Origin of the sequence: Pantoea sp. B_9 (assembly GCF_008632015.1) — a bacterium.
Classification (GTDB): Bacteria; Pseudomonadota; Gammaproteobacteria; order Enterobacterales; family Enterobacteriaceae; genus Pantoea; species Pantoea dispersa.
This window is the reverse complement of the sequence record NZ_VWVL01000003.1, coordinates 201349-225520: the sequence shown is the minus strand read 5'-3', so window position 1 is coordinate 225520 and position 24172 is coordinate 201349. Positions and strand designations below refer to the sequence as shown.

Annotated in this window: 25 protein-coding genes; 10 read left to right on the top strand and 15 right to left on the bottom strand. The window is 58.9% G+C overall.

All coding sequences use genetic code 11. The annotated features are described in order from the left end of the window. Positions 1-42: 42 nt before the first annotated feature. Complete coding sequence (locus tag F3I21_RS11280) at positions 43-261, bottom strand: hypothetical protein (protein WP_058781102.1); 219 nt, start codon at positions 259-261, stop codon at positions 43-45. A 331-nt stretch (positions 262-592) separates the two neighbouring features. Here F3I21_RS11280 and F3I21_RS11275 point away from each other — a divergent pair, with 331 nt between their 5' ends. The 4 genes from F3I21_RS11275 (at position 593) to F3I21_RS11260 (ending at position 6012) form a co-directional block, all read left to right on the top strand. Further along, positions 593-2305 carry an ABC-F family ATP-binding cassette domain-containing protein gene (locus F3I21_RS11275; RefSeq protein WP_150058927.1) on the top strand — a complete coding sequence of 571 codons (1713 nt, stop codon included), beginning with the start codon at positions 593-595 and terminating at the stop codon, positions 2303-2305. A 143-nt stretch (positions 2306-2448) separates the two neighbouring features. Next, positions 2449-3624: an efflux RND transporter periplasmic adaptor subunit gene (locus F3I21_RS11270; RefSeq protein ID WP_058776044.1), complete on the top strand. Its 1176-nt coding sequence runs from the start codon at positions 2449-2451 to the stop codon at positions 3622-3624. Continuing rightward, positions 3621-5558, top strand: coding sequence for a MacB family efflux pump subunit (locus tag F3I21_RS11265; RefSeq protein ID WP_150058926.1), 1938 nt, complete (start codon positions 3621-3623; stop codon positions 5556-5558). Before F3I21_RS11270 ends, F3I21_RS11265 begins: the two co-directional genes overlap by 4 nt. 175 nt (positions 5559-5733) lie before the next feature. Then, the gene (locus F3I21_RS11260) at positions 5734-6012 is read left to right on the top strand and encodes a hypothetical protein (protein WP_058770289.1); all 279 of its coding nucleotides are present in this window, start codon (positions 5734-5736) and stop codon (positions 6010-6012) included. Between the two features lie 351 nt (positions 6013-6363). On the opposite strand, the gene F3I21_RS11255 is transcribed toward F3I21_RS11260, so the two are convergent. The 5 genes from F3I21_RS11255 to F3I21_RS11240 form a co-directional block, all read right to left on the bottom strand. Continuing rightward, the gene (locus tag F3I21_RS11255) at positions 6364-6579 is read right to left on the bottom strand and encodes a YdgH/BhsA/McbA-like domain containing protein (RefSeq protein ID WP_058770290.1); all 216 of its coding nucleotides are present in this window, start codon (positions 6577-6579) and stop codon (positions 6364-6366) included. A gap of 114 nt (positions 6580-6693) precedes the next feature. Continuing rightward, positions 6694-6852, bottom strand: a complete 159-nt coding sequence (locus F3I21_RS23225) for a hypothetical protein (protein WP_164861079.1) — start codon at positions 6850-6852, stop codon at positions 6694-6696. 141 nt (positions 6853-6993) lie between these two features. Then, entirely contained in the window at positions 6994-7209 is a 216-nt protein-coding gene (locus F3I21_RS11250) for a YdgH/BhsA/McbA-like domain containing protein (protein ID WP_150058925.1), read from the bottom strand. A gap of 320 nt (positions 7210-7529) precedes the next feature. Beyond that, positions 7530-8081, bottom strand: coding sequence for a C40 family peptidase (locus F3I21_RS11245; RefSeq protein ID WP_021508972.1), 552 nt, complete (start codon positions 8079-8081; stop codon positions 7530-7532). Positions 8082-8340: 259 nt separating this feature from the next. Next, complete coding sequence (locus F3I21_RS11240) at positions 8341-9858, bottom strand: MDR family MFS transporter (protein ID WP_104093380.1); 1518 nt, start codon at positions 9856-9858, stop codon at positions 8341-8343. A 78-nt stretch (positions 9859-9936) separates the two neighbouring features. On the opposite strand from F3I21_RS11240, the gene F3I21_RS11235 reads away from it, so the two are divergent. Next, entirely contained in the window at positions 9937-10599 is a 663-nt protein-coding gene (locus tag F3I21_RS11235) for a TetR/AcrR family transcriptional regulator (RefSeq protein WP_150058924.1), read from the top strand. Position 10600: 1 nt separating this feature from the next. Here F3I21_RS11235 and F3I21_RS23220 read toward each other — a convergent pair whose 3' ends face one another. After that, the gene (locus F3I21_RS23220; RefSeq protein WP_190286088.1) at positions 10601-10756 is read right to left on the bottom strand and encodes a hypothetical protein; all 156 of its coding nucleotides are present in this window, start codon (positions 10754-10756) and stop codon (positions 10601-10603) included. A gap of 183 nt (positions 10757-10939) precedes the next feature. On the opposite strand from F3I21_RS23220, the gene F3I21_RS11230 reads away from it, so the two are divergent. The 4 genes from F3I21_RS11230 to F3I21_RS11215 are packed head-to-tail and all read left to right on the top strand — an operon-like array spanning position 10940 to position 13941. Continuing rightward, the gene (locus F3I21_RS11230; protein WP_125310836.1) at positions 10940-11506 is read left to right on the top strand and encodes a peroxiredoxin; all 567 of its coding nucleotides are present in this window, start codon (positions 10940-10942) and stop codon (positions 11504-11506) included. A 14-nt stretch (positions 11507-11520) separates the two neighbouring features. Then, entirely contained in the window at positions 11521-12750 is a 1230-nt protein-coding gene (locus tag F3I21_RS11225; RefSeq protein ID WP_150058923.1) for a protein-disulfide reductase DsbD, read from the top strand. Positions 12751-12767: 17 nt separating this feature from the next. Further along, the gene (locus F3I21_RS11220) at positions 12768-13319 is read left to right on the top strand and encodes a sigma-70 family RNA polymerase sigma factor (protein WP_088517367.1); all 552 of its coding nucleotides are present in this window, start codon (positions 12768-12770) and stop codon (positions 13317-13319) included. Beyond that, a complete protein-coding gene (locus F3I21_RS11215; protein WP_150058922.1) occupies positions 13312-13941 on the top strand; it encodes an NrsF family protein in 630 nt (209 codons plus the stop codon). Before F3I21_RS11220 ends, F3I21_RS11215 begins: the two co-directional genes overlap by 8 nt. Positions 13942-13962: 21 nt before the next feature. Here F3I21_RS11215 and F3I21_RS11210 read toward each other — a convergent pair whose 3' ends face one another. Further along, positions 13963-15027 carry an SDR family oxidoreductase gene (locus tag F3I21_RS11210; protein WP_150058921.1) on the bottom strand — a complete coding sequence of 355 codons (1065 nt, stop codon included), beginning with the start codon at positions 15025-15027 and terminating at the stop codon, positions 13963-13965. Between the two features lie 100 nt (positions 15028-15127). On the opposite strand from F3I21_RS11210, the gene F3I21_RS11205 reads away from it, so the two are divergent. Next, positions 15128-16030, top strand: a complete 903-nt coding sequence (locus F3I21_RS11205) for a LysR family transcriptional regulator (protein ID WP_021508963.1) — start codon at positions 15128-15130, stop codon at positions 16028-16030. A 7-nt stretch (positions 16031-16037) separates the two neighbouring features. Here the strand turns inward: F3I21_RS11205 and F3I21_RS11200 are convergent, their stop codons facing one another. The 7 genes from F3I21_RS11200 to F3I21_RS11170 form a co-directional block, all read right to left on the bottom strand. Further along, positions 16038-16688 carry a methionine ABC transporter permease gene (locus tag F3I21_RS11200; RefSeq protein WP_021508962.1) on the bottom strand — a complete coding sequence of 217 codons (651 nt, stop codon included), beginning with the start codon at positions 16686-16688 and terminating at the stop codon, positions 16038-16040. Further along, entirely contained in the window at positions 16672-17769 is a 1098-nt protein-coding gene (locus F3I21_RS11195) for a methionine ABC transporter ATP-binding protein (RefSeq protein ID WP_150058920.1), read from the bottom strand. The genes F3I21_RS11200 and F3I21_RS11195 overlap by 17 nt, the downstream gene beginning before the upstream one ends. 2 nt (positions 17770-17771) lie before the next feature. Further along, a complete protein-coding gene (locus F3I21_RS11190) occupies positions 17772-18572 on the bottom strand; it encodes a MetQ/NlpA family ABC transporter substrate-binding protein (protein ID WP_021508960.1) in 801 nt (266 codons plus the stop codon). Positions 18573-18592: 20 nt separating this feature from the next. Then, positions 18593-19954 (bottom strand): LLM class flavin-dependent oxidoreductase, encoded by a 1362-nt coding sequence (locus F3I21_RS11185; RefSeq protein WP_150058919.1) that lies wholly within the window; start codon positions 19952-19954, stop codon positions 18593-18595. Further along, a complete protein-coding gene (locus F3I21_RS11180; protein ID WP_150059105.1) occupies positions 19951-21153 on the bottom strand; it encodes an SfnB family sulfur acquisition oxidoreductase in 1203 nt (400 codons plus the stop codon). Before F3I21_RS11180 ends, F3I21_RS11185 begins: the two co-directional genes overlap by 4 nt. A 9-nt stretch (positions 21154-21162) precedes the next feature. After that, entirely contained in the window at positions 21163-22368 is a 1206-nt protein-coding gene (locus F3I21_RS11175) for an SfnB family sulfur acquisition oxidoreductase (protein WP_150058918.1), read from the bottom strand. A gap of 340 nt (positions 22369-22708) precedes the next feature. Continuing rightward, the gene (locus F3I21_RS11170) at positions 22709-24133 is read right to left on the bottom strand and encodes a hypothetical protein (protein ID WP_150058917.1); all 1425 of its coding nucleotides are present in this window, start codon (positions 24131-24133) and stop codon (positions 22709-22711) included. Positions 24134-24172: the final 39 nt, after the last annotated feature.

The window sequence follows — 24172 nt, the reverse complement described above, 5'->3', positions numbered from 1 at the left end:
TCCGCTTTATGCCAAAGGCAAACATCTCAACATAACCAGGTTTTATTCGATGCGTTTCACATCGGGATGATGCTCAGTTGCAGCTTCATGAAAGATATCACCCAGCCAGCCTGCAATTTCGTCTTCTGGCATATCATCTGGAATAGCGATATCAAACATTCGTGAGAATTTTCTTTCTGTCACGTCGGCGCGAAATACCTGCCAGGCATCCTCCTTGCGCAGAACGCCAATGTGCCGGCCAAAAACGTCATAAATCAACATATTCACTCTCCTGTGATATCAATCAGACTCTGACGCCATACTATACCAACGCTGATACAAATCGCTGGAAAAAGCCGCACACCGCCACTATTATCGGCTGACTTATTCACCTGCTGATAACTAAGGAGGATCCCTATGCCGTCGTGTGAACTGTTTGTTTACTCACACTTCTATGGTGACTGGACCCGCTCAGGTTTTACCGCACTCGTGCTGCGATAATCCGCCTGAGCGAAGTTCTGACAATCTAATCCCTTCTCTCCGGCTTACCGGGTTGTCGTCAGCGAAATTCTGACGTCAGGCTTTTTTGCGCCTGCAACTTGAGAGTAAGTAGATGAGCACACTCCTTTCCGCACACGCCGTCGGCTTCGACAATGCCTTTGGCCCGCTTTTCCATTCCCTGGATTTCAGCCTGAAAAAAGGCGACCGCATCGGTCTGATTGGCGACAACGGCAGCGGTAAAAGTACCCTGCTGAAAATTCTCAGCGGTGAACTGGCCGCCAGTCACGGCAGCGTCACGCCAGCGAGCCACTGTCTGCTGGCGCGCATCGAACAACACCTGCCGGAAACGTTACTTGAGGCCTCATTGCTGGATGGCGTGATCGCCCGGCTGCCCGCAGCACAGCGCAGCAGCGAGCGCTGGCGTGCCGAGGCGCTGCTGCATACGCTGGGTTTCAGCACAGCGCAGCAGTCACAAACCGCGGCGACGCTGAGCGGCGGACAGCATATGCGGCTGTTGCTGGCGCGCGCGCTGATTCTGCAGCCCGATTTACTGTTGCTGGACGAACCGGGTAACCATCTCGACCTGCCGACCCTGCTGTGGCTGGAGAATTTTCTGATCGGCTGGCAGGGCAGCTTTGTGCTGGTGTCCCACGACAGCGCGCTGCTGGACCGCGTCACCAACTGCAGCGCAATCCTGCGCGATCGCACGCTGCATGTTTTCCGTCTGCCCTGCACGGCCGCCCGCGAGGCGCTGGCGCAGCAGGATGAGGCGGATGCGCAGCGCCACCAGGCACAGCAGCAGGAGATCGCCCGGGTTGAGAGCAGCGCAAAACGGCTGGCGATCTGGGGTCGGACCTATGACAACGAAGGTCTGGCGCGTAAAGCGAAACAGATGGAGAAGCGCATCGACTGGCTGAAAGCCGCGCAGACCACGCTCAGTGCCGGCAGTCCGTGGCAGCTGCAGTTACAGGGCGAAGCGCTGCAGGCGGATCGCGTGCTGGCGCTGCCGCCGATGTCGATTCAGCCTGCTGCCGGGGCGCCGACCCTTTTTTCCCTGCCGGCGCTGCAGGTGAAAAGTGGCGATCGCATCGCGATTGTCGGCCACAACGGCTGCGGCAAATCCTCACTGCTGCGCCAGCTGTGGCACAGCTGGCAGCAAGGCGACAGCCCGCTGTTTCATCCGCGCGCCCGCGTCGGCTATTACGACCAGAGCCTGCAACAGTTGCGTGACGACCATACGTTAAGCGCGGCATTGCACGGTTTCGCTGCGCTGAGCGATGAGCAGTGCAAAATGGCGCTAATTAGCGCAGGCTTTCCCTGGCTGCGCCATCAGCAGAAGGTTGCCTCACTCAGCGGTGGTGAGCGCTCGCGCCTGCTGTTTGTCGGCCTGACGCTGGCGCGCTACTCGCTGCTGCTGCTGGATGAACCAACCAACCATCTGGATATGACAGGCAAAGAGGAGCTGGCGCAGGCGCTGCAGCAGTTCGCCGGCGCGGTGCTGCTGGTGTCTCACGACCGCAGCCTGATCGCCAGCAGCTGCAATCGCTTCTGGCTGATTGAACAGCAGCAGCTGAGCGAGTGGCACGACTGGCCGCAGGTGACCGCCAGGCTGGCCACCGCCCATGTGCCAGTCGATCACCCGCTTGCCGCTGCCGCCGTCGATGGCCGCCCGGGCGATGAAGATGCGTTGTTGCAGGCGCTGCTGGTGCTGGAAGAAAAGCTGCAGCAGGACGAAGCGCGTAAGGCAAAGCATCAGAAACCGGCGCAACAGCAGCAGTGGCGCAGGGAGATTGCGCAGCTGAAGCAACAGCTGAATCTGCTCTGAACGGATTGACTGACGGGGTATCGCTAACCCATAAACTGCGCCAGGGATGGCGCACTCCCCTGCGGCTGACAAAATTCCGCAGAATTTTTCTCCAGTTTGTCCCGCTTAGTGATTATTATTCTCGCTAAATTTAAGGGACGATGATGCACACAATGACGAAAAAATGGCTGTTTGCCGCGCTAACTGCGCTGGTGATGATTCTGGTTCTCTGGGGGTATTCGGCGTCACGCAGTAAACCCAATCCGCTGATGACCGCCGCGGTGCGTCAGGGCGACATCGAAAACGTGATTGCCGCTACCGGCAAAATGGACGCGATTGAGCGCGTTAACGTCGGTGCGCAGGTCTCCGGTCAGGTGAAAAAGCTGTATATCAAAGCTGGCGACAACGTGCGCAAGGGCCAGCTGATCGCGGAGATCGATGATCAGCCGCAGCGCAGCGATCTGCGTAATGCGCAGGCGGCGCTGAGCGTGGCGCAGGCGGATTTACAGACCCGTCAGGCTACGCTGGTACGCCAGCAGGCACAGTTTCAGCGCCTGCAGCAGATGGTTAAAACCAATGCCGTTTCCCGCCAGGATTTTGATACCGCCGCCGAAGCGTGGCGCATCGCCCAGGCAGAGTTGACGGCGCAGCAGGCGCGGGTGATTCAGGCGCAGATCGAAGTGGATAAAAAGCAACTCGATCTCGGCTACACGCGCATCATGGCACCCATTGACGGCACGGTAGTGGCGATCGTCACGAAGCAGGGCCAGACCGTAAACGCCGTACAGAGCGCCCCGACCATCGCCAAACTGGCGCAGCTCGGCACCATGACCATCAAAGTGCAAATCTCCGAGGCGGACATTACCAATATTCAGCCCGGCCAGCAGGCGTGGTTTACCACCTTCGCCAATCCGGATAAACGCTACAACGCCACGCTGCGCAGCATCGAACTGGCCCCTGAGTCGGTGATGAAAGATGATGCACTGATGGGTAACAGCGAAAGCAATACCGTAAGCAGCACAAACGCGGCGGTGTATTACAACGCCCTGCTTGATGTGCCGAACCCGGATAATGCGCTGCGCATCTCCATGACGGCGCAGGTTAATCTGCTGCGCGACCAGGCGAAAAACGCGCTGCTGGTGCCGGTGCAGGCCACGAAAAAGGCCAGCGATGGTCGTACTTACGTCGAAATCGCGGATCAAAATAATCAGCCAGAGAAGCGCTACATCACCACCGGCATCAGCGACAGCGTTGACATTCAGGTGCTGAGCGGGCTGCGCTTGGGGGAAAAAGTGATCCTTGCCACGCAGCAGCCGGGCGCGGACAAGGTGGTGATGTGAATATCATCGAACTGCACAACATTCAGCGCAGCTACGTCAATGGTTCGCAATCCCTGCAGGTGCTGAAAAACATTAATCTGCAGATTGCCAGCGGCGAAATGGTGGCGATCATCGGCCCCTCGGGCTCAGGCAAATCCACGCTACTGAACATTCTAGGCTGCCTTGATGCGCCGGACAGCGGTGATTACCTGATTGGCGGCAAAAATACCGCCACGCTCTCGCCCGATGCGCTGGCGCAAGTGCGGCGCGAGCACATCGGCTTTATCTTTCAGCGCTATCACCTGATGCCGGATCTCAGCGCGCTGAGCAACGTTGAAATACCGGCGATTTACGCCAATTTATCCGGCACCGCACGCCGTCAGCGCGCCGCACAGCTGCTGGCACGGCTCGGATTACAGGGGCGCGAACAGCATAAGCCGGGCGAGCTGTCAGGCGGCCAGCAGCAGCGTGTCAGTATTGCGCGTGCACTGATCAACGGTGCCGAAATTATCCTCGCCGATGAGCCCACCGGCGCGCTCGATTCGCACTCCGGTGAAGAAGTGCTGCGCATCCTCAGCGAACTGAACCGCGAAGGTCACACGGTGATTATCGTTACCCACGATATGAAAGTGGCGCAGCACGCGGAACGCATCATCGAAATTCAGGACGGCGAGATTTTTGCCGACAGCGGAAGTACTGCCACGGCCGCAAAAACGCGCTTTACGCCAGCGCCACGCAAGCGGCAGAGCAGATTCCGCGGTCTGCTTGACCGGCTGCGCGAATCATTGCGCATGGCGCTGAATGCCATGAACGCCCACCGCCTGCGCACCGCACTGACTATGACCGGCATTATCTTTGGCATTGCCGCCGTCGTCACCGTGGTGGCGCTGGGCCAGGGCGCGCGGGAAAAAACGCTGGAGAGCATTTCCGGACTGGGTACCAATGTGGTTTCTATCTATGCCGGGGGCGATTATGTCGAGGATGATGCGCACCCGGTACAAACCCTGGTGATGGCCGATGCCGATGTGATTGCGCGCCAGCAGTTTGTCGCCGCCGTCAGTCCGGAGATCATCGCCACGCAGCCCATTCGTTACCTGGCTAACGCCTCCAAAACTTCAGTTTCCGGCGTAGGCGTCGACTATTTTCGCATTCAGGGCATTAAGCTGGTGGAAGGCAGCAACTTCAGCGATGAGCGGCACGCGCGCCAGGAAGTCATTATTGATATCAACACGCGCAATAAATTGTTTGGCGAACAGGGCCCGAGCCCGATTGGCAAAATGATTGTGCTGGGATCGGTGCCGGTGCGGGTTATTGGCGTGGCCAATAATGAAGATGGTCTGTCGCCCAACCGCCTCAGCGTCTGGCTGCCGTGGAGCACAGTGATGTACCGCATCAGCGGTCAGACCGCGCTCACCAGTATCAGTATTAAACTCAAAGATGATGTGGTGAGCGGTGCGGCGGTGGAATCGCTCACCCAGTTGCTGACGGCGCGCCACGGCACCAAAGATTTCCTGATGTTCAACCGGGACAAGTATCGTAAAGCGATAGAAGGTGCGGCGGCCACGCTGACGCTGCTGATTTTACTGGTGGCTTCGATTGCGCTCATGATCGGCAGTATTGGCGTAATGAACATCATGCTGGTGTCGGTGACCGAACGCACCCACGAGATTGGTGTGCGCATGGCGGTAGGTGCGCGACGTGGCGACATTATGCAGCAGTTTATGATTGAAGCCGTGCTGGTGTGCCTGGTGGGCGGATCGCTCGGCGTGGCGCTGTCTCTGGTGATAGGTCCGGTCATTTCACTGCTGGCTGGCGGCGTGCTGACCGCCATCTACTCGTGGCAATCGGCTGGCGCAGCGTTTGCCTGCTCAACCATTATCGGCATGATATTTGGTTATCTGCCCGCGCGCAAAGCCGCACGAATGGATCCGGTCGCCGCGCTCGCCAGCGAATAAATCAGCAACCGGACCGGCACATTATTCATGCTGGTCCGGTCATTTCAGGTCTAATCCGAAAGTCATTAAATCAATTAGCCCCGCAGGTCATCATCGGCGTAGACTGAATGCGTCTCTAATTTAGACACATCACCGATTATCTATTCGATGGCTATCACTCGCCCGAGAGTAAGTTATGTTAGAACCGCACTATTTTTATTTATGTCACGATCCGGACGCCGGCTGGGTATTGCATAAAAAAGGCTGTTACGTCCTGGAATTTGAGGAAGAGAAGCGCTTTATCGGCTCTTTGTATACCGTGCATCAGGCGCTGACGGTAGCGCGTATCCACCATCCGCAAATAGCCTGTTGCCGCGACTGCCTGCTGGACAAAGGCCGGTCGAAAAGAACGCCGGTTAATAAAGAGAAAAATCTGATTCCCTCTCGCCATTTTGACGACGACGCGAAAAAATAACGGTGCAGATTACGCAAACCTAATGTGTTTTGAAATGGTGAAATAAACTCACCCGCTTCGCGTTTATTTAGCCGCAACCGGATTCATTTCTGACAAAATAACCGACGGGTAAGTCGGGAAATCCACTCAGCGTTTGTCGCCTGACGGTTTGATATTAAAACAGTTATCCACAACTGACGTGCAAAGAGGCTGGCTTATCCTGTGGATAAACGCCTGGGCTCCGCCTGTTGTGCCCGCTGAGCAGGATTGGTCAAATTTCGAACGCCAGCCTGCTGCTTTTGTTCGTTTCAAGCCTTCCGGAAACAGCAAAGCCGCCCGAAGGCGGCCTTAACGCAGTGAACCAGTCTGAACTTAGTTATACAGTTCAGCCGTCATGTGCACGCGGTTGTTGGTGTTGGCTTCAGTAATTTTATACTGAGCGCCCTGCTCTTGCGCCTGCGCGGCGATTTTAGCTTCTGCACCGTCCAGCGTAGAGGAAGTCACGGTTACGCTCTGGGCAAAGCTGGCAGCTGACATCAGAGAAAGAGCGGCAACAGCGGCGATTGACATAGCTTTAATGGTTTTCATGGTCTTATTCCTTAATGGTTGTGGCTGAAGGCTGTGTGCCTTCGATGGAACTAATAATAACTCAGGTTACTATAATACAATTGATAATTAGTGCGGTTATCGTGATCATGCTAATTATTTCTGGTTGCCCGGTTGCGCCAGCTCAGCGCGCACCGTCGCGATAAATTGCGGCCAGTGGGCAAAACGAATCACCGGAACGTGAGCATGGCGTTGCGTGCGCAATGCATCGGCAAAAGCCAGCGCCTGCCGGTTGATATCCACGTTGTTCAGCATATTGCGTTCTCCTGCCAGACAGTCTGCGCTGCAAATTCAGCAATTTCGCCAGAATGATTGATACGCTGCGAGCCTGACTGCACGACAAAAAAGGCCGCCCGTCAGGCGACCCGTTCTGGCACATCCCTGTGCAACCATCCGTTATTTGTAAAGTTCAGCGGTCATATGCACCAGGTTGTTGGTGCTGGCTTCCAGAATTTTATATTGCGCACCCTGCTGCTGAGCCTGAGCGGCAATTTTCGCTTCGGCACCATCCAGTGTGGTGGAGGTGGCTGAAACGGTTTGCGCGAAGCTGGCAGCAGAAATCAGGGAAAGCGCGGCGGCGGCGGCAATGGTCAGTGTTTTGATAGCTTTCATGGTCATATTCCTTAGCGTTTGATGAGAAGGCGCTGCGCCTTCGATGGGGGTAATAATAACCATGATTACTATTACAAAATTGATAATTAGTGCGAACACTATGATCGCACTAATTGTTAATGCATGATATTTAAATTTACTATTTATAATCAATAGGTTGATTGGATTTCAATACCCATAAAGCGGCACAGAGCGTTAAAGCAGCCATCATGTTGGATGCGAATTGCCACTGAAACAGGAGACGAATGGTTGACGGCAGGATGGGTCTGAGCGTGGGCGCGAAAATGTCGCGCCGCGGCTTTGTGAAGGGATGTCTGACCTCAGACTTTATTTTTATAATTGAAACTGATCTGCGAATTTTGCTCGCGCGGGAGTCTTCTGGCTTCTAAATATACCGATTTCCAGTACGGATTATTCAGTGACGAGCGCATCACGCCCTGGCTGACTGAGGCATGCAGGAACTGGCGATCGGTGTCGTAAAAGCCGACGTGCAGCTCATGCTTAATGCGGAAGAACACTAAGTCGCCAGGCTGTAAATGCGCCTGATCGACCGGCTTACCCATGGCAATCAGTTCACGCGTTGTGACGCGATCCATGGGAATATTGAAACGATCTTTTAAGGTGCGCCAGACAAATCCGGAACAGTCAACGCCGGATAATTGCGTTCCGCCCCACTGATATTTGGTGCCTTCCCACGAATGCATTTGATCGTGCAAAGCGGCTATTACCGGAATTAAATCGGGCTGTTTACCACCGTCCTGCGAGGTATCAACACTTTCCTGCTCCGGTGCTGGCGAGGAGTGAGACGAGCAGCCAGCCAGAGTTAATAACATCAGGCAGGCAATCAGGTTGCGGGCCGCAGTAGCAATCATAGGGTGACGTTTCACAGTGGATAACAGGGATAGCAGATTTATACCGTAAAGAAGTTGCAGAAATAAAGCGTCTCCGCCCGAATTCTCGCTGGCTTCACTATTTTTACCTAAGTTTACAGAAAGGTAACGCTATGTATTTAGGATAAAAATCTATATCTTTTGCTGCTTTGCGCCGACAACGCATATTTATCCGGCAAATTGCGTTTAAATTTTATTCCGCAGCCTGTCCGACTGACCTGCTGCGAAATAACCGGAAAGCTTATTTGCGCACGTTATCGCGCAGCGGCGACTCCGGCAGCAACAGCGAAAGTATAAACGCCAGCAGCATAACGCCGGCGGCCATCTGAAATGCGGCATGCACCGCATCACTGAACACCAGCAAATAAGCCTGACGCAGCGCTGCAGGCAAATGGTTCACGGCGACCGGATCAAGCGAGGGCGGCAGCACGTTACCCTGCTCTATCAGTCGGGTCGCTCCGGATTTCAGCACGTGACTGAACACAGCGCCAAACAGCGCAACGCCGATCGAACCGCCCACCGAGCGAAACAGCGTAACCGATGAGGTCGCTACGCCGATGCGATCGGGCGTCACCGCATTTTGCACCGCCAGCACCAGCACCTGCATAGTCATGCCCATTCCCATGCCGAGCACGCTGGAGAACAGATAAATGTGCCAGAGCGGCGCATCCAGCGTCAGCGTAGTCATCAGCGCCATCCCGGTTGTGGCCAGTAGCGTCCCGGCGATGGGGAACAAACGGTATTTCCCGCTGCGGCTAATCATGCGACCACTAATGATTGAGGTGACCAGCAGCCCGCCCATCAGCGGTAACAGCTGTAGTCCGGCCTCGGTGGGCGTGGCGTTTTTTACTACCTGCAAATAAAGCGGCAAAAACGTCACGCTGCCAAACAGCGCCATGCCGATAATAAACGCCATCAGACTGGCGAGGGAAAAACTGCGATTGCGAAACAGATCCAGCGGAATGATGGGTTCCCACGCGCGACGCTCCTCATAGATAAACCCCAACACGCCAACCAGCCCCATGGCCAGAATGCACCATAGCTGGGGATCTGACCATTCGCGCAGCGTGCCGCCTTCACTGGTAAACAGCGTCACGCCCACCAGCGCCAGGCTGAGAAACACCGCACCCGGATAATCGATTTCATGAGGTTTGCGTCGGCTATCCGCTTTAAACACCGCATTAATGATCAGCAGCGCCAGCAGGCCGAGCGGCAGATTAATGTAGAAAATCCAGCGCCATGACATGTGCTGCACGATAAAACCGCCCAGCAGCGGCCCAATCACCGTTGCCAGACCAAACACGCCGCCAAACAGGCCCTGGTACCGGCCGCGATCGGCGGGCGGAATGACATCCGCGACCGCCGCCATGCTCACCACCATCAATCCACCGCCGCCCAGTCCCTGCAGTGCGCGGGTAAAAATCAGCTGCGGCATGTTTTGCGCCAGCCCGCACAGCGCCGAGCCCAGCAAAAACAGCACCACCGAGATTTGCAGCACCGTTCGGCGGCCAAACAGATCGCCAAATTTGCCATACAGCGGCACGACCAGGGTTGAGGCCAGCATGTAAGCAGTGACGATCCACGACAGGCGATCCAGCCCGCCCAGTTCGCCGACGATAGTCGGCAGCGCGGTCGAGACGATAGTCTGATCAAGCGCGGACAGCAGCATCACCAGCATCAGCGCGCCCATCAGCAGGCGAATGGAAGGCGGGCGGGTTGCCCCGCTGTCGCGCTGCGATGTGATAGATTGAGGTTTCATAACGACACCGTTTGAAATTAATTAAATGCACAATTAATATTAACCGAAGTCTGACACGAAACCCGTGAGTACGTAAAGATGACCGCACAAAAAGTGATGGAGAGCGAGACAGCGCCTTCTGATAAACCCCGCCGGCCGGGCCGTCCACGCGGCGGCGCAATCAATGCCCAGCAGCGCGAGCACCTGCTGGACATCACGCTCGCGCTGTATGCGCAAAATGGCATCGCGGAAACCTCGCTCAACGCCATAGCCCGTAAAGCTGGCGTCAGCCCGGCCATGCTGAATTACTATTTTCAGTCGCGCGAGTCACTGCTGGATACCGTGGTCGCGGAACGCTTTGTGCCGTTACGGCAACGGCTGGAAGCGCATTTTGTCGAAGAGAGTAGTGAACCTGTCGCTGCGATCAGCGGATTTATTAAAGAGTTTGCGGATATCGTGCTGAGTCATGACTGGTTCGCACCGCTGTGGCTGCAGGAAGTCGCCAGTGGTCAGGGGCTGGGCGGCACGCTGAAACAGCGTCACGGTCATGCCGGACGCGAACGGATTCGCGCGTTGCTGATTCAGTGGCAGCAGCAGGGATTACTGAATAACCAGCTGAATGTCGATGTGCTGATGACCTCAATTCTCAGCATGGTACTGGTGCCCTTTACCCGCTTTGCCCACGAGCCGGGCTTTGATACCGAAATGATTCTGCAGCACACCCTCAGCATGGTGTGCCAGGGTATACAGCCGCGTAACTGAGTCAGGTGTCGTCGCCGTGGGTCAGCGTCTCCAGTTGCTGCCAGAAATCTTCCGGCACCGGCTGCACCCGGGGTGCCGGCTCGGCAATGTGCTGTTCAAGGGAGGCCAGCAGCTGCTGGGTTTCACTGTTCTGTTTATCGCAAGAGGTTGAAGACATATCTAAAACCTAAAAAAACATCAGGCGATTATTGTAAGGATTTCACGCAAAGAATAAATAAACGAGACGGGAAAAAGGGATCTGCCCTGCTTTTTTTTGCCCTCCGCGCAACTTTTTACCGACTGCGGCGAACTGTCTGGCTGAACACCCCTAACCGGACCTCTTTCACCGCAGGAGCAGATCATGACAACTATCAGGCATCTCATCGCTACCCTCACCCTCGGCACCACGCTGAGCCTCGCCGCCTTTGCTGCTGGCGCGGCGCTGCCCGTCGGGGCCAAAGCACCTGACTTTGAACTTCAGGGCGCGCTGGCCGGTAAGCCGCTCACCTTCTCGCTGCAGCAGGCGCTGCAAAAAGGGCCGGTGGTGCTCTACTTCTTCCCGGCGGCCTTCAGCGCGGGTTGTACCATTGAGGCGCACGACTTCGCTGAAGCCACGGATGATTTCAAAAAAATGGGCGCCACGGTGATCGGCGTCACTGCCGGTAACACCGAGCAGATCAGCGATTTTTCTAAGCTGGAGTGTCGTGACAAATTCGCCGTGGCTGCCGATCCGGGTGCCAAAGTGGCCGCCGAATATAAAACGCTGATGCAGATAAAAGGCAAAACGCTGTCTGACCGCACCTCTTATGTGATTGCCCCCAACGGCAATATTCTGCTGAGCTACACCGACAGAAACCCGGATACCCACATCGAAAAAGCGCTGGCGGCGGTGAAAGAGTATGACGCTGCGCATCCGCAAGCGCAGTAAGTGAGAGGCCAGCCATGTTAACCGCGATGCTGGCCGCCTTTTTGGGCGGCATCATCCTCAACCTCATGCCGTGCGTCTTTCCGGTGATTTCGCTGAAAGCGCTTGGCCTGCTGCGCCATCAATGCCAGGCTGCCAGCGCGCGCCGGGAAGGCCTCGGATTCCTGCTCGGCGTGCTGGTGACCATGATGGCGCTGGCTGGCATTCTGCTGGCCGCACGCGCGGGTGGCGCCGCGGTCGGCTGGGGCTTTCAGCTACAGTCACCGCTGGTGATCGCCCTGCTGTCGCTGGTGATCCTGGCTGCCGCGCTTAACCTGCTTGGCGTCTTTGAGGTGGGACTAACGGTGCAGCGCGTCGGGGCCATCGACATCCAGCGCGGCGCTTTTTTGCGTTCCGCGCTGACCGGTGCGCTGGCGATCATCGTAGCCACGCCCTGTGCCGCACCCTTTATGGCCAGTGCCATCGGCTACGCGCTGGTGCAGCCCCCTGCGGTTGCGCTGGTTATTTTCTTTGCGCTGGCGCTCGGCTTCGCCGCGCCCTTTACCCTGCTGTCGCTGTTCCCGCCGCTGGCACGATTTTTACCGCGTCCTGGCGTATGGATGGATATCCTCAAGCGCGGGCTGGCCTTTCCCATGCTCGGTGCCTGGGCCTGGCTGGTGTGGATTCTGGCCCAGCAGGCGGGCAGCAGCGCGCTGGCTGTTGTGCTGGCCGCCTCGGTGGTGCTGGCGTTTGCCGGCTGGCTGTATGGCATGGCGCAGCAGCGCCGCTTTGCCGGAAAAGGGCACAAAGCGCTGTTCAGCGTCACGGCGATATTGCTGATTGCGGTGATCGCGCCGCTGCCGGGGCTGATCAAGCCAGGCGCGGCGCAGCAAGGCGATATGCAGGCGCAGGTCAGCAAACAGACGTGGACGCCGCAGGCGGTGGCTGCTCAGCGCGGGCATGGCAAAGCGATTTTTGTCGATTTTACCGCATCATGGTGCATCACCTGCCAGGTGAACGAGAAGACCTCGCTGTCGACCCAGGCGGTGAAAACCGCACTGGCGAAAACCGGTACGCTGTACATGGTGGCAGACTCGACTAAATTTAACCCGGACGTTGATGACGTGATGAGTGAGTTTGGTCAGGGCGGTTTACCGATGTATCTCGTGTATCCGGCTGATGGCGGATCACCGAAAGTACTGCCGCAGGTGCTGACACCCGGCATCGTAGTGGATGCGTTAAACCAGGCGGCAGCGAAGAAGACGTAACGGCAACAAGGCAGCGTATGCACACAGGCGATAGCGCACGTGAAAACTGGCCCGGACTGATGGAACGCGCGCAGGCCGGGGATCAGTGTGCCTATACCCGGCTGCTGCGGGCGCTGGTGCCGGTGATACGCGCGCAGGTGCGGCGCAGGCTGAGCGATGAAGCCTTAACGGAAGATGTGATTCAGGATGTGCTGCTCACGCTGCATCGCGTGCGCCACACCTACGATCCCGCTTACCCTTTTCTGCCCTGGCTGACGGCGATAGTCTCGGCACGCGCGATTGATGCCCTGCGCCGCCGCGGCCGCCAGCATCACTGTACGCTTGACGACGCTCAGGCCGCCGATCCCGCCAGCACGGCAGAACAGCAGCAGCTGGACACCCGACAGGAGCTGGCGGGCTATCTCAGCCAGCTGCCGCTGCGTCAGCGTGAAATCGTTGAGCATGTTCATTTGCATGAAATGAGCCTGAACGAGGCGGCGGCACACCATAATCTGAGCGTGTCGGCCGTGAAATCGCTGTTGCACCGCGCGCTCATCAATCTGCGCCGCTTTGGAGCAAACCATGACTGACCATCATTTGCTGATTGAAAAACTGGGGCGCGATCTGCGCCCGGTGAAACGCCCGCCGGCGACCGGAAAACGCGTGCTGGGCTGGCTGGCGCTGGCGCTACCGGCCGGCATCGCGGCCAGTTTGCTGGTGCCGCGCACTCTGACCGACTGGTCGCAGACCGGCGCGATGCAGGCCGCGCTGCAACTGATGCTTGCGTTTATCCTCGGGCTGCTGGCGATGCGCAGCGCCTTTGAACTCAGCATTGCCGGCCGGCGCGGCATCAGCGCAAAGCTGCTGTTGCCGCCGGGCCTGCTGTGGCTGGGATTGAGCGCCAGCAGTCTGCTGCAGACGGCCACGCCGCTGCAGCAGCACGACACGCTGCCGTGCTTTGTTTTCCTGCTGGTGGTGAGTCTGCCGATGCTGCTGCTGACCATCTTCAGTCTGCGCCGGACACGAACACTCTATCCGGCCCGCAGTCTGGCCATGGCGGGCCTGGGCGTCGCCTGCATGGCGGTAAGCCTGCTGGCGTTCTGTCATCCGGTGCACCTGCATGCGCTGGATTTGCTGCAGCACCTGGCGGCCATCGTGAGCATCATCGTGCTGACCGTATTGCTTGGCCGGCGCTGGGTGCAGATCGCCTGACGACGCCGGCCAGTAACGCTATCAGGGAATGATGCGCTCCGCACGCAGTCGGTCGAACAGCTGGGTGAAGGAATCCAGCGTCGCGCGATAGCCGGTAAAGCCGGCTTTACGGCTCTTGCTCATATCGGTAAACGCCTCCATCGGCCGTCCCAAATCCGCATCGGTGTGCCACCACGACGCCAGTTTATCGATGTCTGCTTCACGCAGCTGATAGCGCGCAGCGATCTCACGCCAGGCCGCTGCGGCTTCCTGCATGCGTCCTTCCAGCGGCATCATCTGCGCCGGATAGTCTGCAGCTTCAATACCGAAATAGTCTGCCAGACGCGGCCACAGCCAGTTCCAGCGGAACACATCGCCGTTCACCGCGTTGAAATCCTGATTGGCAGCCCCTTCAGCACGGGTCGCCCACAGCAGCTGTTCCGCCAGTAAACCGGCTTCGGTAACATCGGCCAGACCGTTCCACTGCTGCGGCGAGCCGGGAAAGATGAACGGCCAGCCTTTTTCACGGCACAGCGTGGCGTAAACGGCCAGCGTCTGCCCCATGTTCATGGCGTTACCCAATGCATAACCGATGATGGTGTGCGGACGGTGCACGCTCCAGCTGTAGCCATATTGCTCTGCGCCGGCAAACACTTCGTCTTCCTGCGCATAGTAAAAGTTATCGACCGGCTGACGTCCCTGCTCTTCGCGGAACGGCGTCACCGGCACCGCACCTTTGCCATACGCTTCGAACGGACCGAGGTAGTGCTTCAGCCCGGTCACCAGTGCCACATGTGCGCCGTTCAGCCGCTCGCCGAGCGCGGCAATGACGTTATGCACCATGCCGCCGTTAACGCGAATGTTCTCTTTTTCATTCGCCTGGCGTGACCAGACGCTAAAGAACAGCGCATCCGGTTTTTCCTGCGCCAGCGCATTGCGCACCGCTTCTGCATCGGTCAGATCGGCCGTCAGACTGCGGCAGCCTTCCGGAATGGCACCGCGTCCGCGCGACAAACCGGTTACCCGCCAGCCCTCGCTTTGCAGCCTTTCCGCCAGCGCACGACCGATAACCCCGCTGATCCCCACGATTAACGCCTGTTTTTGCATGTCGAATCTCCTCTGTTGCAGTTATCCTTAGCGTAATAGAGAATTAAATTCTTAGCCGTGGCATTAATTCACATCATTCCTGAACTGGATTCACTAATACATGCACGATCAGCGTCTGAAAGACATCGTCCCTTTTGTCGCCAGTGTCGAAAGCGGCAGTTTTGCCGCTGCCGCTGAGCGTCTGCACCTGACCGGTTCCGCCATCAGCAAAAGCGTGACGCGGCTGGAAGCGCGGCTCGGCTCACGCCTGCTGGAGCGCACCACGCGCAGCCTGACGCTCACCGACGCCGGCAGCGCCTATTATCAGACCTGCCTGCGCATTATGGAGGAACTGGCGGAAGCCGAAGCGGTACTGGCGGCGCAGCGCACCATTCCTTCCGGGCGATTGCGGCTGGCAGTGCCGAATACCTATGGCCGCCTCGGCGTCATGCCGCTGCTGATTCCGTTCTGTCAGCAGCATCCGGATGTGGAACTCAGCCTGACCTTCTCGGATCGCTTTATTGATCTGTTTGATGAGGGCATTGATGTCGCGGTGCGCATCGGCGGTTCGCCGGATCTGCCCGCCTCGCTCGGCTGCCGGGCGATGGGCCGCGAGCGTATGGTGTTTTGCGCCGCGCCGGACTATCTGGCGCGCGCAGGCAGACCAACCAGCGAGAGTGAGTTGCTGCGGCATCGGGCGATTCTGTACGAGCGCGTTGACGGCAGCACCAAGCCGTGGCTGTTCACCACGGAGGATGGACATCCGCACTGGCGTCAGGTGCCGTCTCGCATGGCGCTGGGCGACGTGGATGCACAAATGCAGGCGCTGTGCGCTGGCCTCGGGGTGGCGCAAATGCCGTCTTGGCTGGTGCGTGACGCGCTGGCGAGCGGCGCGCTGGAAGTGATTGTGCCGCAGCAGCAGCCGGACGGTCTGCCGCTGTCGGTGATTTGGCCACGGCGCAAACAGCTACTGCCGAAGGTCGACGCGCTGCTGGCGGCGCTTGACGGCCTGCAGATCAGATAAAACGCCTTTAGCGATGGTTAAGCCGGCGCGACAGCCGGTCGCCACACAGCTGCAGCAGCGTGACCAGTGCCACCAGCACCACGATCACCGTGAGCATGACCTGCATATCGAAACGCTGGTAGCCGTAACGATAAGCCAGATCGCCCAGCCCGCCGGCGCCGATCGCACCAGCCATCGCCGAGGCATTAATCATCGTCACCAGCGTAATGGTAAAACCGCTGACGATGCCAGGCCGCGCTTCCGGCAGCAGCACGTGCCAGACAATATGCCAGCGCTGAAAGCCCATCGCCTGCGCCGCTTCCGTCAGCCCTTTATCCACTTCGCGCAGACTCACCTCCGCGATGCGGGCAAAAAACGGCGTCGCCGCCAGCGTCAGCGGCACCACGGCCGCCCAGACGCCGTAGGTAGTGCCGACAATCCAGCGGGTAAACGGGATCAGCGCCACCATCAGAATCAAAAACGGAATCGAGCGGAACAGGTTCACCAGCCAGCCCAGCAGCCGGTTGAGCAGCGGATTGGGGAACAGATCACCGCGCCCGGTTACCACCAGAATCACCGCCATCGGTAAACCGATCAGCAGCGCCAGCAGCGACGACACGCCGACCATCAGCAGCGTATCCAGCAACCCCTGCCATAAACGATCAATAGCCAGTGACATAACCTGCAACCTCCAGTTGGTCCGCCAGCGGATGAAGCGCGGTAAGGGCTGCTGGCGCGTCGTGCCGGGCATCCAGCAGCAGCAACAGCTGGCCGGTGGGTTTGCGATCGACCCATTCAACCGCACTATACAGTAGTGTCAGCTCGCCGCTGACCTGTGCGCTGATCGCCGCCAGATCCGGTTGCGCGCCCTGCCCGCTGTAGCGCAGCCGCACCAGCAAACGCGAGTCCACGTTCTGACGTTGCGGCGTAAGCAGCGGCTGGATGGCCTCCGGCAGCGCGCCGAATTGCGGATTGAGCAACTGCCGCGTCGTCTCATGCTGCGGATCGCTGTACACCTGCCACACCGGACCGCGCTCAATGATTTCACCCTGATCGATCACCGCCACCTGGTGACACAGGTCGTGCACCACGTCCATCTCATGGGTGATCAGCACAATAGTGATATGACGCTGCTGATTGATTTTTTTCAGCAGCGCGAGGATGGCGCGCGTGGTTTCCGGATCCAGCGCCGAGGTTGCCTCGTCGCACAGCAGCAGTTCCGGATCGTGCACCAGCGCGCGCGCAATGCCGACGCGCTGCTTCTGCCCGCCGGAGAGTTGCGCCGGCCAGGCATGCTGGCGCGCTTCCAGCCCAACCAGCGCCAGCAGCTCATCCACTTTTTGCCGCCGTTGCGCCGCCGGTATGCCAGCCACCTTCATCGGCAGCTCAATGTTTTGCCGCACCGTTTTAGCAGACAGTAAATTGAAGTGCTGGAAAATCATGCCGGTGCGGCGCCGCCACTGCACCAGCTGGCTGGCGCTCAGTGAACTGAGATCAATACCGTCAATCACCACCGCACCCTGCGTCGGATTTTCCAGCCGGTTCAGACAGCGGATCAGCGTCGATTTGCCCGCGCCGCTGCGGCCAATGATGCCAAAAATCTCGCCGCGTTTAACCTGCAGGTCGATGTGCTTCAGCGCATCCTGCGACTGGCCGTCATAGCGTTTGCTCAGCCCGCGGATCTGCACGTGCGCACGGCCCGCGACCGGCGTCGTGGTGTGCAGCGCCGCCTGCTCGCCAGGAAGAGTCAGGCTGACCATGATTACTGGCTCCAGCCCGGCTGATACAGCTTGCCGTAGAACTCATCCAGCTTCGCGCGCACCACCGGCGAGTGCTGATAGATATCAACAAACTTTTTGAGACGCGGATCGTCCTGATGTCCGTCGCGAATCACGAACTGAATCACATATTCCGGATGCTCAAGGCCATCAAATAACAGGGCCTTGTTGGGGTCGATGGTCTTCGACAAACGCAGATAGTGCGGATATCCCTGCGCCAGGTCGACCTCATCCAGCGAGCGCGACAACTGCACTGCCTCCACTTCGATGATTTTCAGGTGTTTGGGATTGCTGGCGATATCATCCACGGTGGATTTCAGCCCGCTGCCCGGTTTTAACGTAATCAGCTGCGCTTTTTGCAACAGCAGCAATCCGCGCGCACCGTTAATCGGGTCATTGGCAATCGCCACCGTGCCGCCGTCCGGAATCTGATCGATTGCTGTGTGCTTCTTCGAATAGAGCCCGATGTTATTGATGATGGCGGGCGCATACGGCACCAGATGGAAACCGCCCTCGCGGTTGGCATTGTCAAGAAACGGCTTGTGCTGGAACAGGTTGACGTCAATGTCGCCATTTTCCACGCTCACGTTCGGCGCAGTCCAGTCGGTGAACTCCACCAGCTCCACCTGCAGTCCCTGCTTTTTCGCTTCAGCCACGGCGGTTTCCAGCGGCGGCGCGAAAGCCGCCGTGGTACCGACTTTGAGGGCGCCGCTGTAGTCACCGGCGGCAAACGCGCTGGCGGTTAATATTGCGGCGCTCAGCGCCACTAATGAGGCAAATTTCATCCTGACTCCCTGAGGTTAAATTAACGAACGTCAGCCACAGACCGCCAGCGCGCGGCTGGGTGGCGCGCGGGCAGACGATCCTGCTGCTGAAAAATTTTTTGCCGGAGCGATCCCGACTGATAGGCGGTTTTAAAGCGGCCGCGCTGCTGAAGTTCCGGCACCACCAGCTCAATAAAATCGCGGTAGCTTTGCGGATTCAGGATGCGCGTCAGATTGAAGCCGTCGATGTCACCTTCATCAATCCAGCGGATCAACTGGTCGGCGACCTGAGACGGGTTGCCGACAATCACCGGGTAGCGGCTGCCGAGCGCATGCTGCTCCAGCAGCTGGCGGCGCGTCCAGCCGTTATAGGCTTTGCTCACCGATTCAATGGCGCGCGTGTCGCCGCTGTGAATCGGTTCATCGAGGCCAAACGCGGCGAGATCGACGCCAATTGAGCTGGAAAAGTGCGCAATGCCGGCTTCGGCACTGGCGTATTCCAGATAGCTGCGGTGCTTCTCCTGCGCTTCGCGTTCGCTGGCGGCGACGATCACGCTGACACCCATAAAGATGCGTAAGTCGTCCGCCTGACGACCCGCCGCCACCGCCGCGTGGCGCAGACGCTGCGCCTGCTCGCGCAGCGCCGCCGGCGAGCTGGCATTCACGAAACTGCACTCGGCGTGCCGCGCAGCAAATGCCACGCCGCGCGCGGATGAGCCTGCCTGGAACAGCAGCGGCGTGCGCTGCGGCGAAGGGCTGCTCAGGTGATAGCCCTGCACCTGATAAAATTCGCCCTGATGATTGATCGCGTGAATCTTCTGCGCGTCGGCATACAGCCGGCGCTGTTTGTCGGCCAGCAACGCATCGTCCTGCCAGCTGCCTTCCCACAGCTGATAAGTGACATCGAGAAATTCATCGGCCTGGTCGTAGCGCCGATCGTGCGCCAGCAGTTGCTGCTGCCCCATGGCGCGCGCCGCGCTGTCGAGATAGCCGGTCACGATGTTCCAGCCGATGCGGCCATTGGTCAGATGGTCGAGCGTCGACAGGCGGCGGGCAAAAGGATAAGGGGCTTCGTAGCTGAGATTGGCGGTCACGCCAAAGCCCAGATGCTGCGTCACGCTGGCCATGCCGGAAATCAGCATCAGCGGATCGTTCACCGGCAGCTGAATGGACTCGCGCGCCGTCAGGCCGATACCCTGCTGATACACATCGTAAACGCCGAGAATATCGGCAATGAACAGTCCGTCGAATAGGCCGCGCTCCAGCAGACGCGCTAAATCCAGCCAGTACGCCAGCGAATTGAACTCCACTGAGCGGTCCTGCGGATGGGTCCACATGCCATGGTGAATATGCCCCACGCAGTTCATGTTAAAAGCATTGAGCAGAATCTGTTTGCGGCTCATAGCGTTCCCCGTCGCGGCGGCAGCACGCCGTTAAGCAGATAGTTGCCGATGACCGGATATTTCCAGCGTACCGGGTCATGCAGCGTGTGGGTACGCGCGTTGCGCCAGTGGCGATCGAGGTTGTGCTCGCGCAGGCTGGCGCGCGATCCGCCCAGCTCAAACAACAGATTGCCGGCTTCCAGCGCCACCTCAGTGGTCCAGGCACGCGCTTTCGCCACTTCAACCGATGCCAGCGCGACGTGCTCAGCACTCGGGTTGCGTTGGGCGATATCGACCGCCTCCCCGGCGACATCCAGCAACGCATCACCGGCGCTGAGTCGTGCGGCGAGCCGCCCGGTGCGATCCAGCGTCAGCGGATCGTCACAGGCTCGCTCGACGCCGCTGTCCGGCCACGGCCGCGCGCGCTGCTGCACAAAAGCCAGCATGTCGTTGAAGGCCGCGCGGGCAATGCCCTGGTCGATAGCCGCATGCATAATCTGGGCAAACGGTCCGACGGTGGTCGGCCGCTCAAACGCGCTGTGAAACGGCACCACATCGTCCGGCGCGATCGCCACATCACGAAACTGCACGCTGCCGCTGCCGGTGGTGCGCTGGCCGAAACCGCTCCAGTCATCAATCACCGTCACGCCCGGCTGATGGCGCGGTACAAACACCAGCTGTTCTTTGCCGTCATCGGCGATGGCCAGCGTCGGGATGCGGTCGGCAAACAGCGCCCCGGTGCAGTAAAATTTGTCGCCGTTGAGGCGCAGCCCGCTGGCGGTCTGGCTGAAGGCGGTGGTGCGCTGATGCGCCGCCGCAGAGCCGAACTCCGCCAGCGCGTTGCCATAGTGAACGCCCGCCAGCACTTCGTTGTACAGCCGCTGCTGCTGGGCGTCGCTGCCGTTAACGCGCAGCACTTCCAGCGCGTAGAAGTGGTTTTGTGGCACCTGACCGATCGATGCATCGGCAGCGCTGAGCATGACAAAAATCTGCGCCAGTTCTGCGCTGGAAATCTCAATACCGCCCCACGCACGCGGCACGGTAATGGCGCCCAGGCCGGACTGGAAATAGTGCTGAAGTTCAGCATGTGGCAGCTCACGCTGCCGATCGCGCTGCGCTGCGCCGCTGCGAAAGCGTCCAGCCAGCTCCTCTGCCACCTGCAGGGCCTGCTGCGCACTGCGGATGCGTGCTGCCGGCTGTTTAGCGAAAACCTGCGTCATCATCGCTCCTTAAATCCACGCATGACGCGCGGGCAGAACATCATTGAGGTAATAGTTGCCGATGGCGTGCGTTTTCCAGCGCACCGGATCGTGCAGCGTATGGGTGCGCGCGTTGCGCCAGTGGCGATCCAGCCCGTGTTTCAGCAATGTGCCGCGGCTGCCGCTCCACTCCAGCAGCTTTTCGCTGGCTTTCAGCGCAATTTCAGTGGTCAGCACTTTGGCTTCTGCAACCGCGATGGAGGCGCGCGCGCAGTGCGCAGCGGTAAGCGCGTGCGGGTCAATGCTGTCCAGTACGCGCGCCGCCCGCATCAGCAGCGCGTTGGCGGCGCTCAGTTCGGTGCTGATACGCCCGACATCGGCGAGAATGTAAGGATCGTCTGCGTTGCGGCTCACGCCCGCGTCCACCCACGGACGCGAGCTGCTGTGAATAAACGCCAGCGCCTCATCCAGCGCGCCCTGGGCGATCCCGGCGTCAATCGCGGCCTGGATCAGCTGCGATACGGCACCGCGCAGCGTTGGCTTATCGGGCGACGGTAGCGCGATGGTCAAACCGGCATCGACCGCCACCTGCTGGAGCTTCACCGTGCCGCTGGCGGTGGTGCGCTGACCGATACCCGACCAGTCATCGATAATCTCCACCCCTGCCGCCGGCAGCGGAATGAACGCCATCACCGGCTGGCCCTCCTGCTGCGCGGTGGTCACCAGAATGTCGGCAAACAGTGCACCGGTTGAATAGAACTTTTCACCGCTGAGCCGTAACCCCTCCGGGCCTGACACCAGCTGCGCCTGCACATCACGCGTGTGCTTGCTGTTCTTTTCCGGACCGCCGTTGCCAAGCCGCTGGCCCTGTACCACCGCGCTGAGCAGGCGCTGCTGCTGTTGCGCGCTGCCTTCCCCCAGGATGAACTGAATCAGCCCGAAGTGGTTTTGCGGAATCTGGCCAAGCGACGGATCGCTGGCGGAGATCAGGCGGAACACCTCCGCCACGGTAGCAAAAGACAAACCGCCGCCGCCAAACTGGCGCGGCACGCTGATACTGCCCAGCCCCAGCTGGGTGAACTGATCGAGCAGTTCACGCGGATAGATACGCTGTTGGTCGCGTTCGGCTGCCCCGGCTTTCGCCTGTTCCGCTAGATGGCGGGCGGCATCGATTGCCGCCGCGTCAGACGTGATCACCGCCGCGCGCTGAAGTTGTTGAGCCCTGAATTGCGTCATCGCTGGATTCACTTTTTATTTTGCTGTGATTCACAGGCTCATTCTGCCAGGGCAGAGAGCCGTAATTTAATAACAGATTGGGCGCGATGATAATCAGCGGGAATAACAGCGGTAAAGAGCGCGGTTATGCTATATCCGGCAAACGGCATGCAGAAAGAGAATAAAGAATTTATCAGGGATAAGAAGGCGTTAGCGGGCGCGGAGATACAAGGTTATCACGCTGAGTGACACGGGCGAATTATCTTAAGTATTAATTCCGCTATCGATAGTGATAAATGACATTATGGTTTTATTGCGCCATGGGCTGGCGCAATAAAGTGGGCATTACGTTATCCTGGTATTACGCCTGCGCCAGATACATCGCCGGGGAATAGTGGCGCGTCGATTCACTCTTCTCACTGTGCGGTGTGCTGGTGCTGTCAATCAACTTCGCCAGCTGATAGGTCTTCACCGTTTCCTGCTGCGTCAGCTGCCGGGCGAAACGGGCGGTGAGATTGCCCTGCGCATCCTGCGTCACCTCAGTGGTGCTGCGCGTTTCATCGTGAATCTGGTGGTAGTGATAGTTTTGTGACTCTTTGGTTTCATTGAGCGCCAGCGGCGAACTGGCGCTTAGCGCGGTATGAAAACTGGCGTTCAGCTTAAACAGGGTTTCCTGCGTCATGCGCTGCGTATCGCCGTTCTTCTGCTGGCTGCTGCGCTGCGCCACATCCAGAGCGAAAGTATCTTCTTCTTCCGGCTTCAGCGGATTGCTGGAGCGCGCCGTCTGGTGATAGCTGGCCGAGAAATCTGCCAGGCCGCTGATGGCACCGGCCTGCGCCGCATGCGCGCCTACGGTGATCGCCTGCGGGGTGCGCATCGCCACGCCGGCCGCCGCGCTGGTGCTGTTTAAGCTCTCGAAACCCTGCTTAAACAGTGCCAGCGCCGCGCGATCGCCGTGACCGCGCGAAGCGGCCTGATCAAATTTCGCGCTCCACTGCGCCAGGGCGCTCTGCTGCTGACCGGCGTTGCTGGCCTGCGCCAGGCTGCGCATGTCCGTCGTCAGTTTGAAACTGGCGTCAGCATTATGGAAACCCAGCCAGCGTGAGCCCGGGTCGGCATGCAGATTCAGCGACTGCATCACTTCGCCGCTGCGACGCAGGTCGGTTTTCAGATCAATGCTGGCCAGCTGGTTACTGTCAAAACTGAGCAGGTCACCGACATCCAGTTTACCGTTGCCGTTATCCAGCCCGCTCAGGGTTTTCTCCAGCGCGCCGGAAAGTTTGGCGATTGCCGCAGCTTCGTCATCGCTCAGCTTACCGTGAGTGGTTTTCAGTGCCACCGCTACGCCATCCTGCTGCCGCGTCATCTGCAGAGTCAGGCTCACGCCGGACTGAGTGGTAATCTCCAGCGCCACCGCGCTCTGCGTGTCAGTTTGCGCGCCGCCGCTGGCCGGTACGCTGATGGTGACATCGTCACGCTGCTGCGTCAGTGCGCTCAGCAACGCGCTGCCAATGCCGTTCATGCTGACGCCCGAGCTGCGCAGCGCACCCATCGCCTGCGTCTGCATATCAGGCGAAAGAGGCGTGCTGGCGGTGACGCGCGCCGGCGTCATCTGGTACACCGCAGAGATGGCGTCGGTGGCTTCGCTAAAGGTGACTTTCGCTGAGGCGTCTGCCGTCAGACTATTTTGCCGGGTCGCATTGCTTGCCGTGCTGCTGGTCACGCGTGCGCTGGCGCTGCTGAGATGGAGCGGTGAGAAACTACCCGGTCCGATACCGTTAATCATCCTGACTATCCTCGCTGGTATTATACCGCTACGTTATCG

Coding starts and splice junctions, on each gene's coding strand:
- F3I21_RS11280 (WP_058781102.1), bottom strand. CDS start 261: ATGTTGATTTATGACGTTTTTGGCCGGCACATTGGCGTTCTGCGCAAG.
- F3I21_RS11275 (WP_150058927.1), top strand. CDS start 593: ATGAGCACACTCCTTTCCGCACACGCCGTCGGCTTCGACAATGCCTTT.
- F3I21_RS11270 (WP_058776044.1), top strand. CDS start 2,449: ATGCACACAATGACGAAAAAATGGCTGTTTGCCGCGCTAACTGCGCTG.
- F3I21_RS11260 (WP_058770289.1), top strand. CDS start 5,734: ATGTTAGAACCGCACTATTTTTATTTATGTCACGATCCGGACGCCGGC.
- F3I21_RS11255 (WP_058770290.1), bottom strand. CDS start 6,579: ATGAAAACCATTAAAGCTATGTCAATCGCCGCTGTTGCCGCTCTTTCT.
- F3I21_RS23225 (WP_164861079.1), bottom strand. CDS start 6,852: ATGCTGAACAACGTGGATATCAACCGGCAGGCGCTGGCTTTTGCCGAT.
- F3I21_RS11250 (WP_150058925.1), bottom strand. CDS start 7,209: ATGAAAGCTATCAAAACACTGACCATTGCCGCCGCCGCCGCGCTTTCC.
- F3I21_RS11245 (WP_021508972.1), bottom strand. CDS start 8,081: ATGATTGCTACTGCGGCCCGCAACCTGATTGCCTGCCTGATGTTATTA.
- F3I21_RS11240 (WP_104093380.1), bottom strand. CDS start 9,858: ATGAAACCTCAATCTATCACATCGCAGCGCGACAGCGGGGCAACCCGC.
- F3I21_RS11235 (WP_150058924.1), top strand. CDS start 9,937: ATGACCGCACAAAAAGTGATGGAGAGCGAGACAGCGCCTTCTGATAAA.
- F3I21_RS23220 (WP_190286088.1), bottom strand. CDS start 10,756: ATGTCTTCAACCTCTTGCGATAAACAGAACAGTGAAACCCAGCAGCTG.
- F3I21_RS11230 (WP_125310836.1), top strand. CDS start 10,940: ATGACAACTATCAGGCATCTCATCGCTACCCTCACCCTCGGCACCACG.
- F3I21_RS11225 (WP_150058923.1), top strand. CDS start 11,521: ATGTTAACCGCGATGCTGGCCGCCTTTTTGGGCGGCATCATCCTCAAC.
- F3I21_RS11220 (WP_088517367.1), top strand. CDS start 12,768: ATGCACACAGGCGATAGCGCACGTGAAAACTGGCCCGGACTGATGGAA.
- F3I21_RS11215 (WP_150058922.1), top strand. CDS start 13,312: ATGACTGACCATCATTTGCTGATTGAAAAACTGGGGCGCGATCTGCGC.
- F3I21_RS11210 (WP_150058921.1), bottom strand. CDS start 15,027: ATGCAAAAACAGGCGTTAATCGTGGGGATCAGCGGGGTTATCGGTCGT.
- F3I21_RS11205 (WP_021508963.1), top strand. CDS start 15,128: ATGCACGATCAGCGTCTGAAAGACATCGTCCCTTTTGTCGCCAGTGTC.
- F3I21_RS11200 (WP_021508962.1), bottom strand. CDS start 16,688: ATGTCACTGGCTATTGATCGTTTATGGCAGGGGTTGCTGGATACGCTG.
- F3I21_RS11195 (WP_150058920.1), bottom strand. CDS start 17,769: ATGGTCAGCCTGACTCTTCCTGGCGAGCAGGCGGCGCTGCACACCACG.
- F3I21_RS11190 (WP_021508960.1), bottom strand. CDS start 18,572: ATGAAATTTGCCTCATTAGTGGCGCTGAGCGCCGCAATATTAACCGCC.
- F3I21_RS11185 (WP_150058919.1), bottom strand. CDS start 19,954: ATGAGCCGCAAACAGATTCTGCTCAATGCTTTTAACATGAACTGCGTG.
- F3I21_RS11180 (WP_150059105.1), bottom strand. CDS start 21,153: ATGACGCAGGTTTTCGCTAAACAGCCGGCAGCACGCATCCGCAGTGCG.
- F3I21_RS11175 (WP_150058918.1), bottom strand. CDS start 22,368: ATGACGCAATTCAGGGCTCAACAACTTCAGCGCGCGGCGGTGATCACG.
- F3I21_RS11170 (WP_150058917.1), bottom strand. CDS start 24,133: ATGATTAACGGTATCGGACCGGGTAGTTTCTCACCGCTCCATCTCAGC.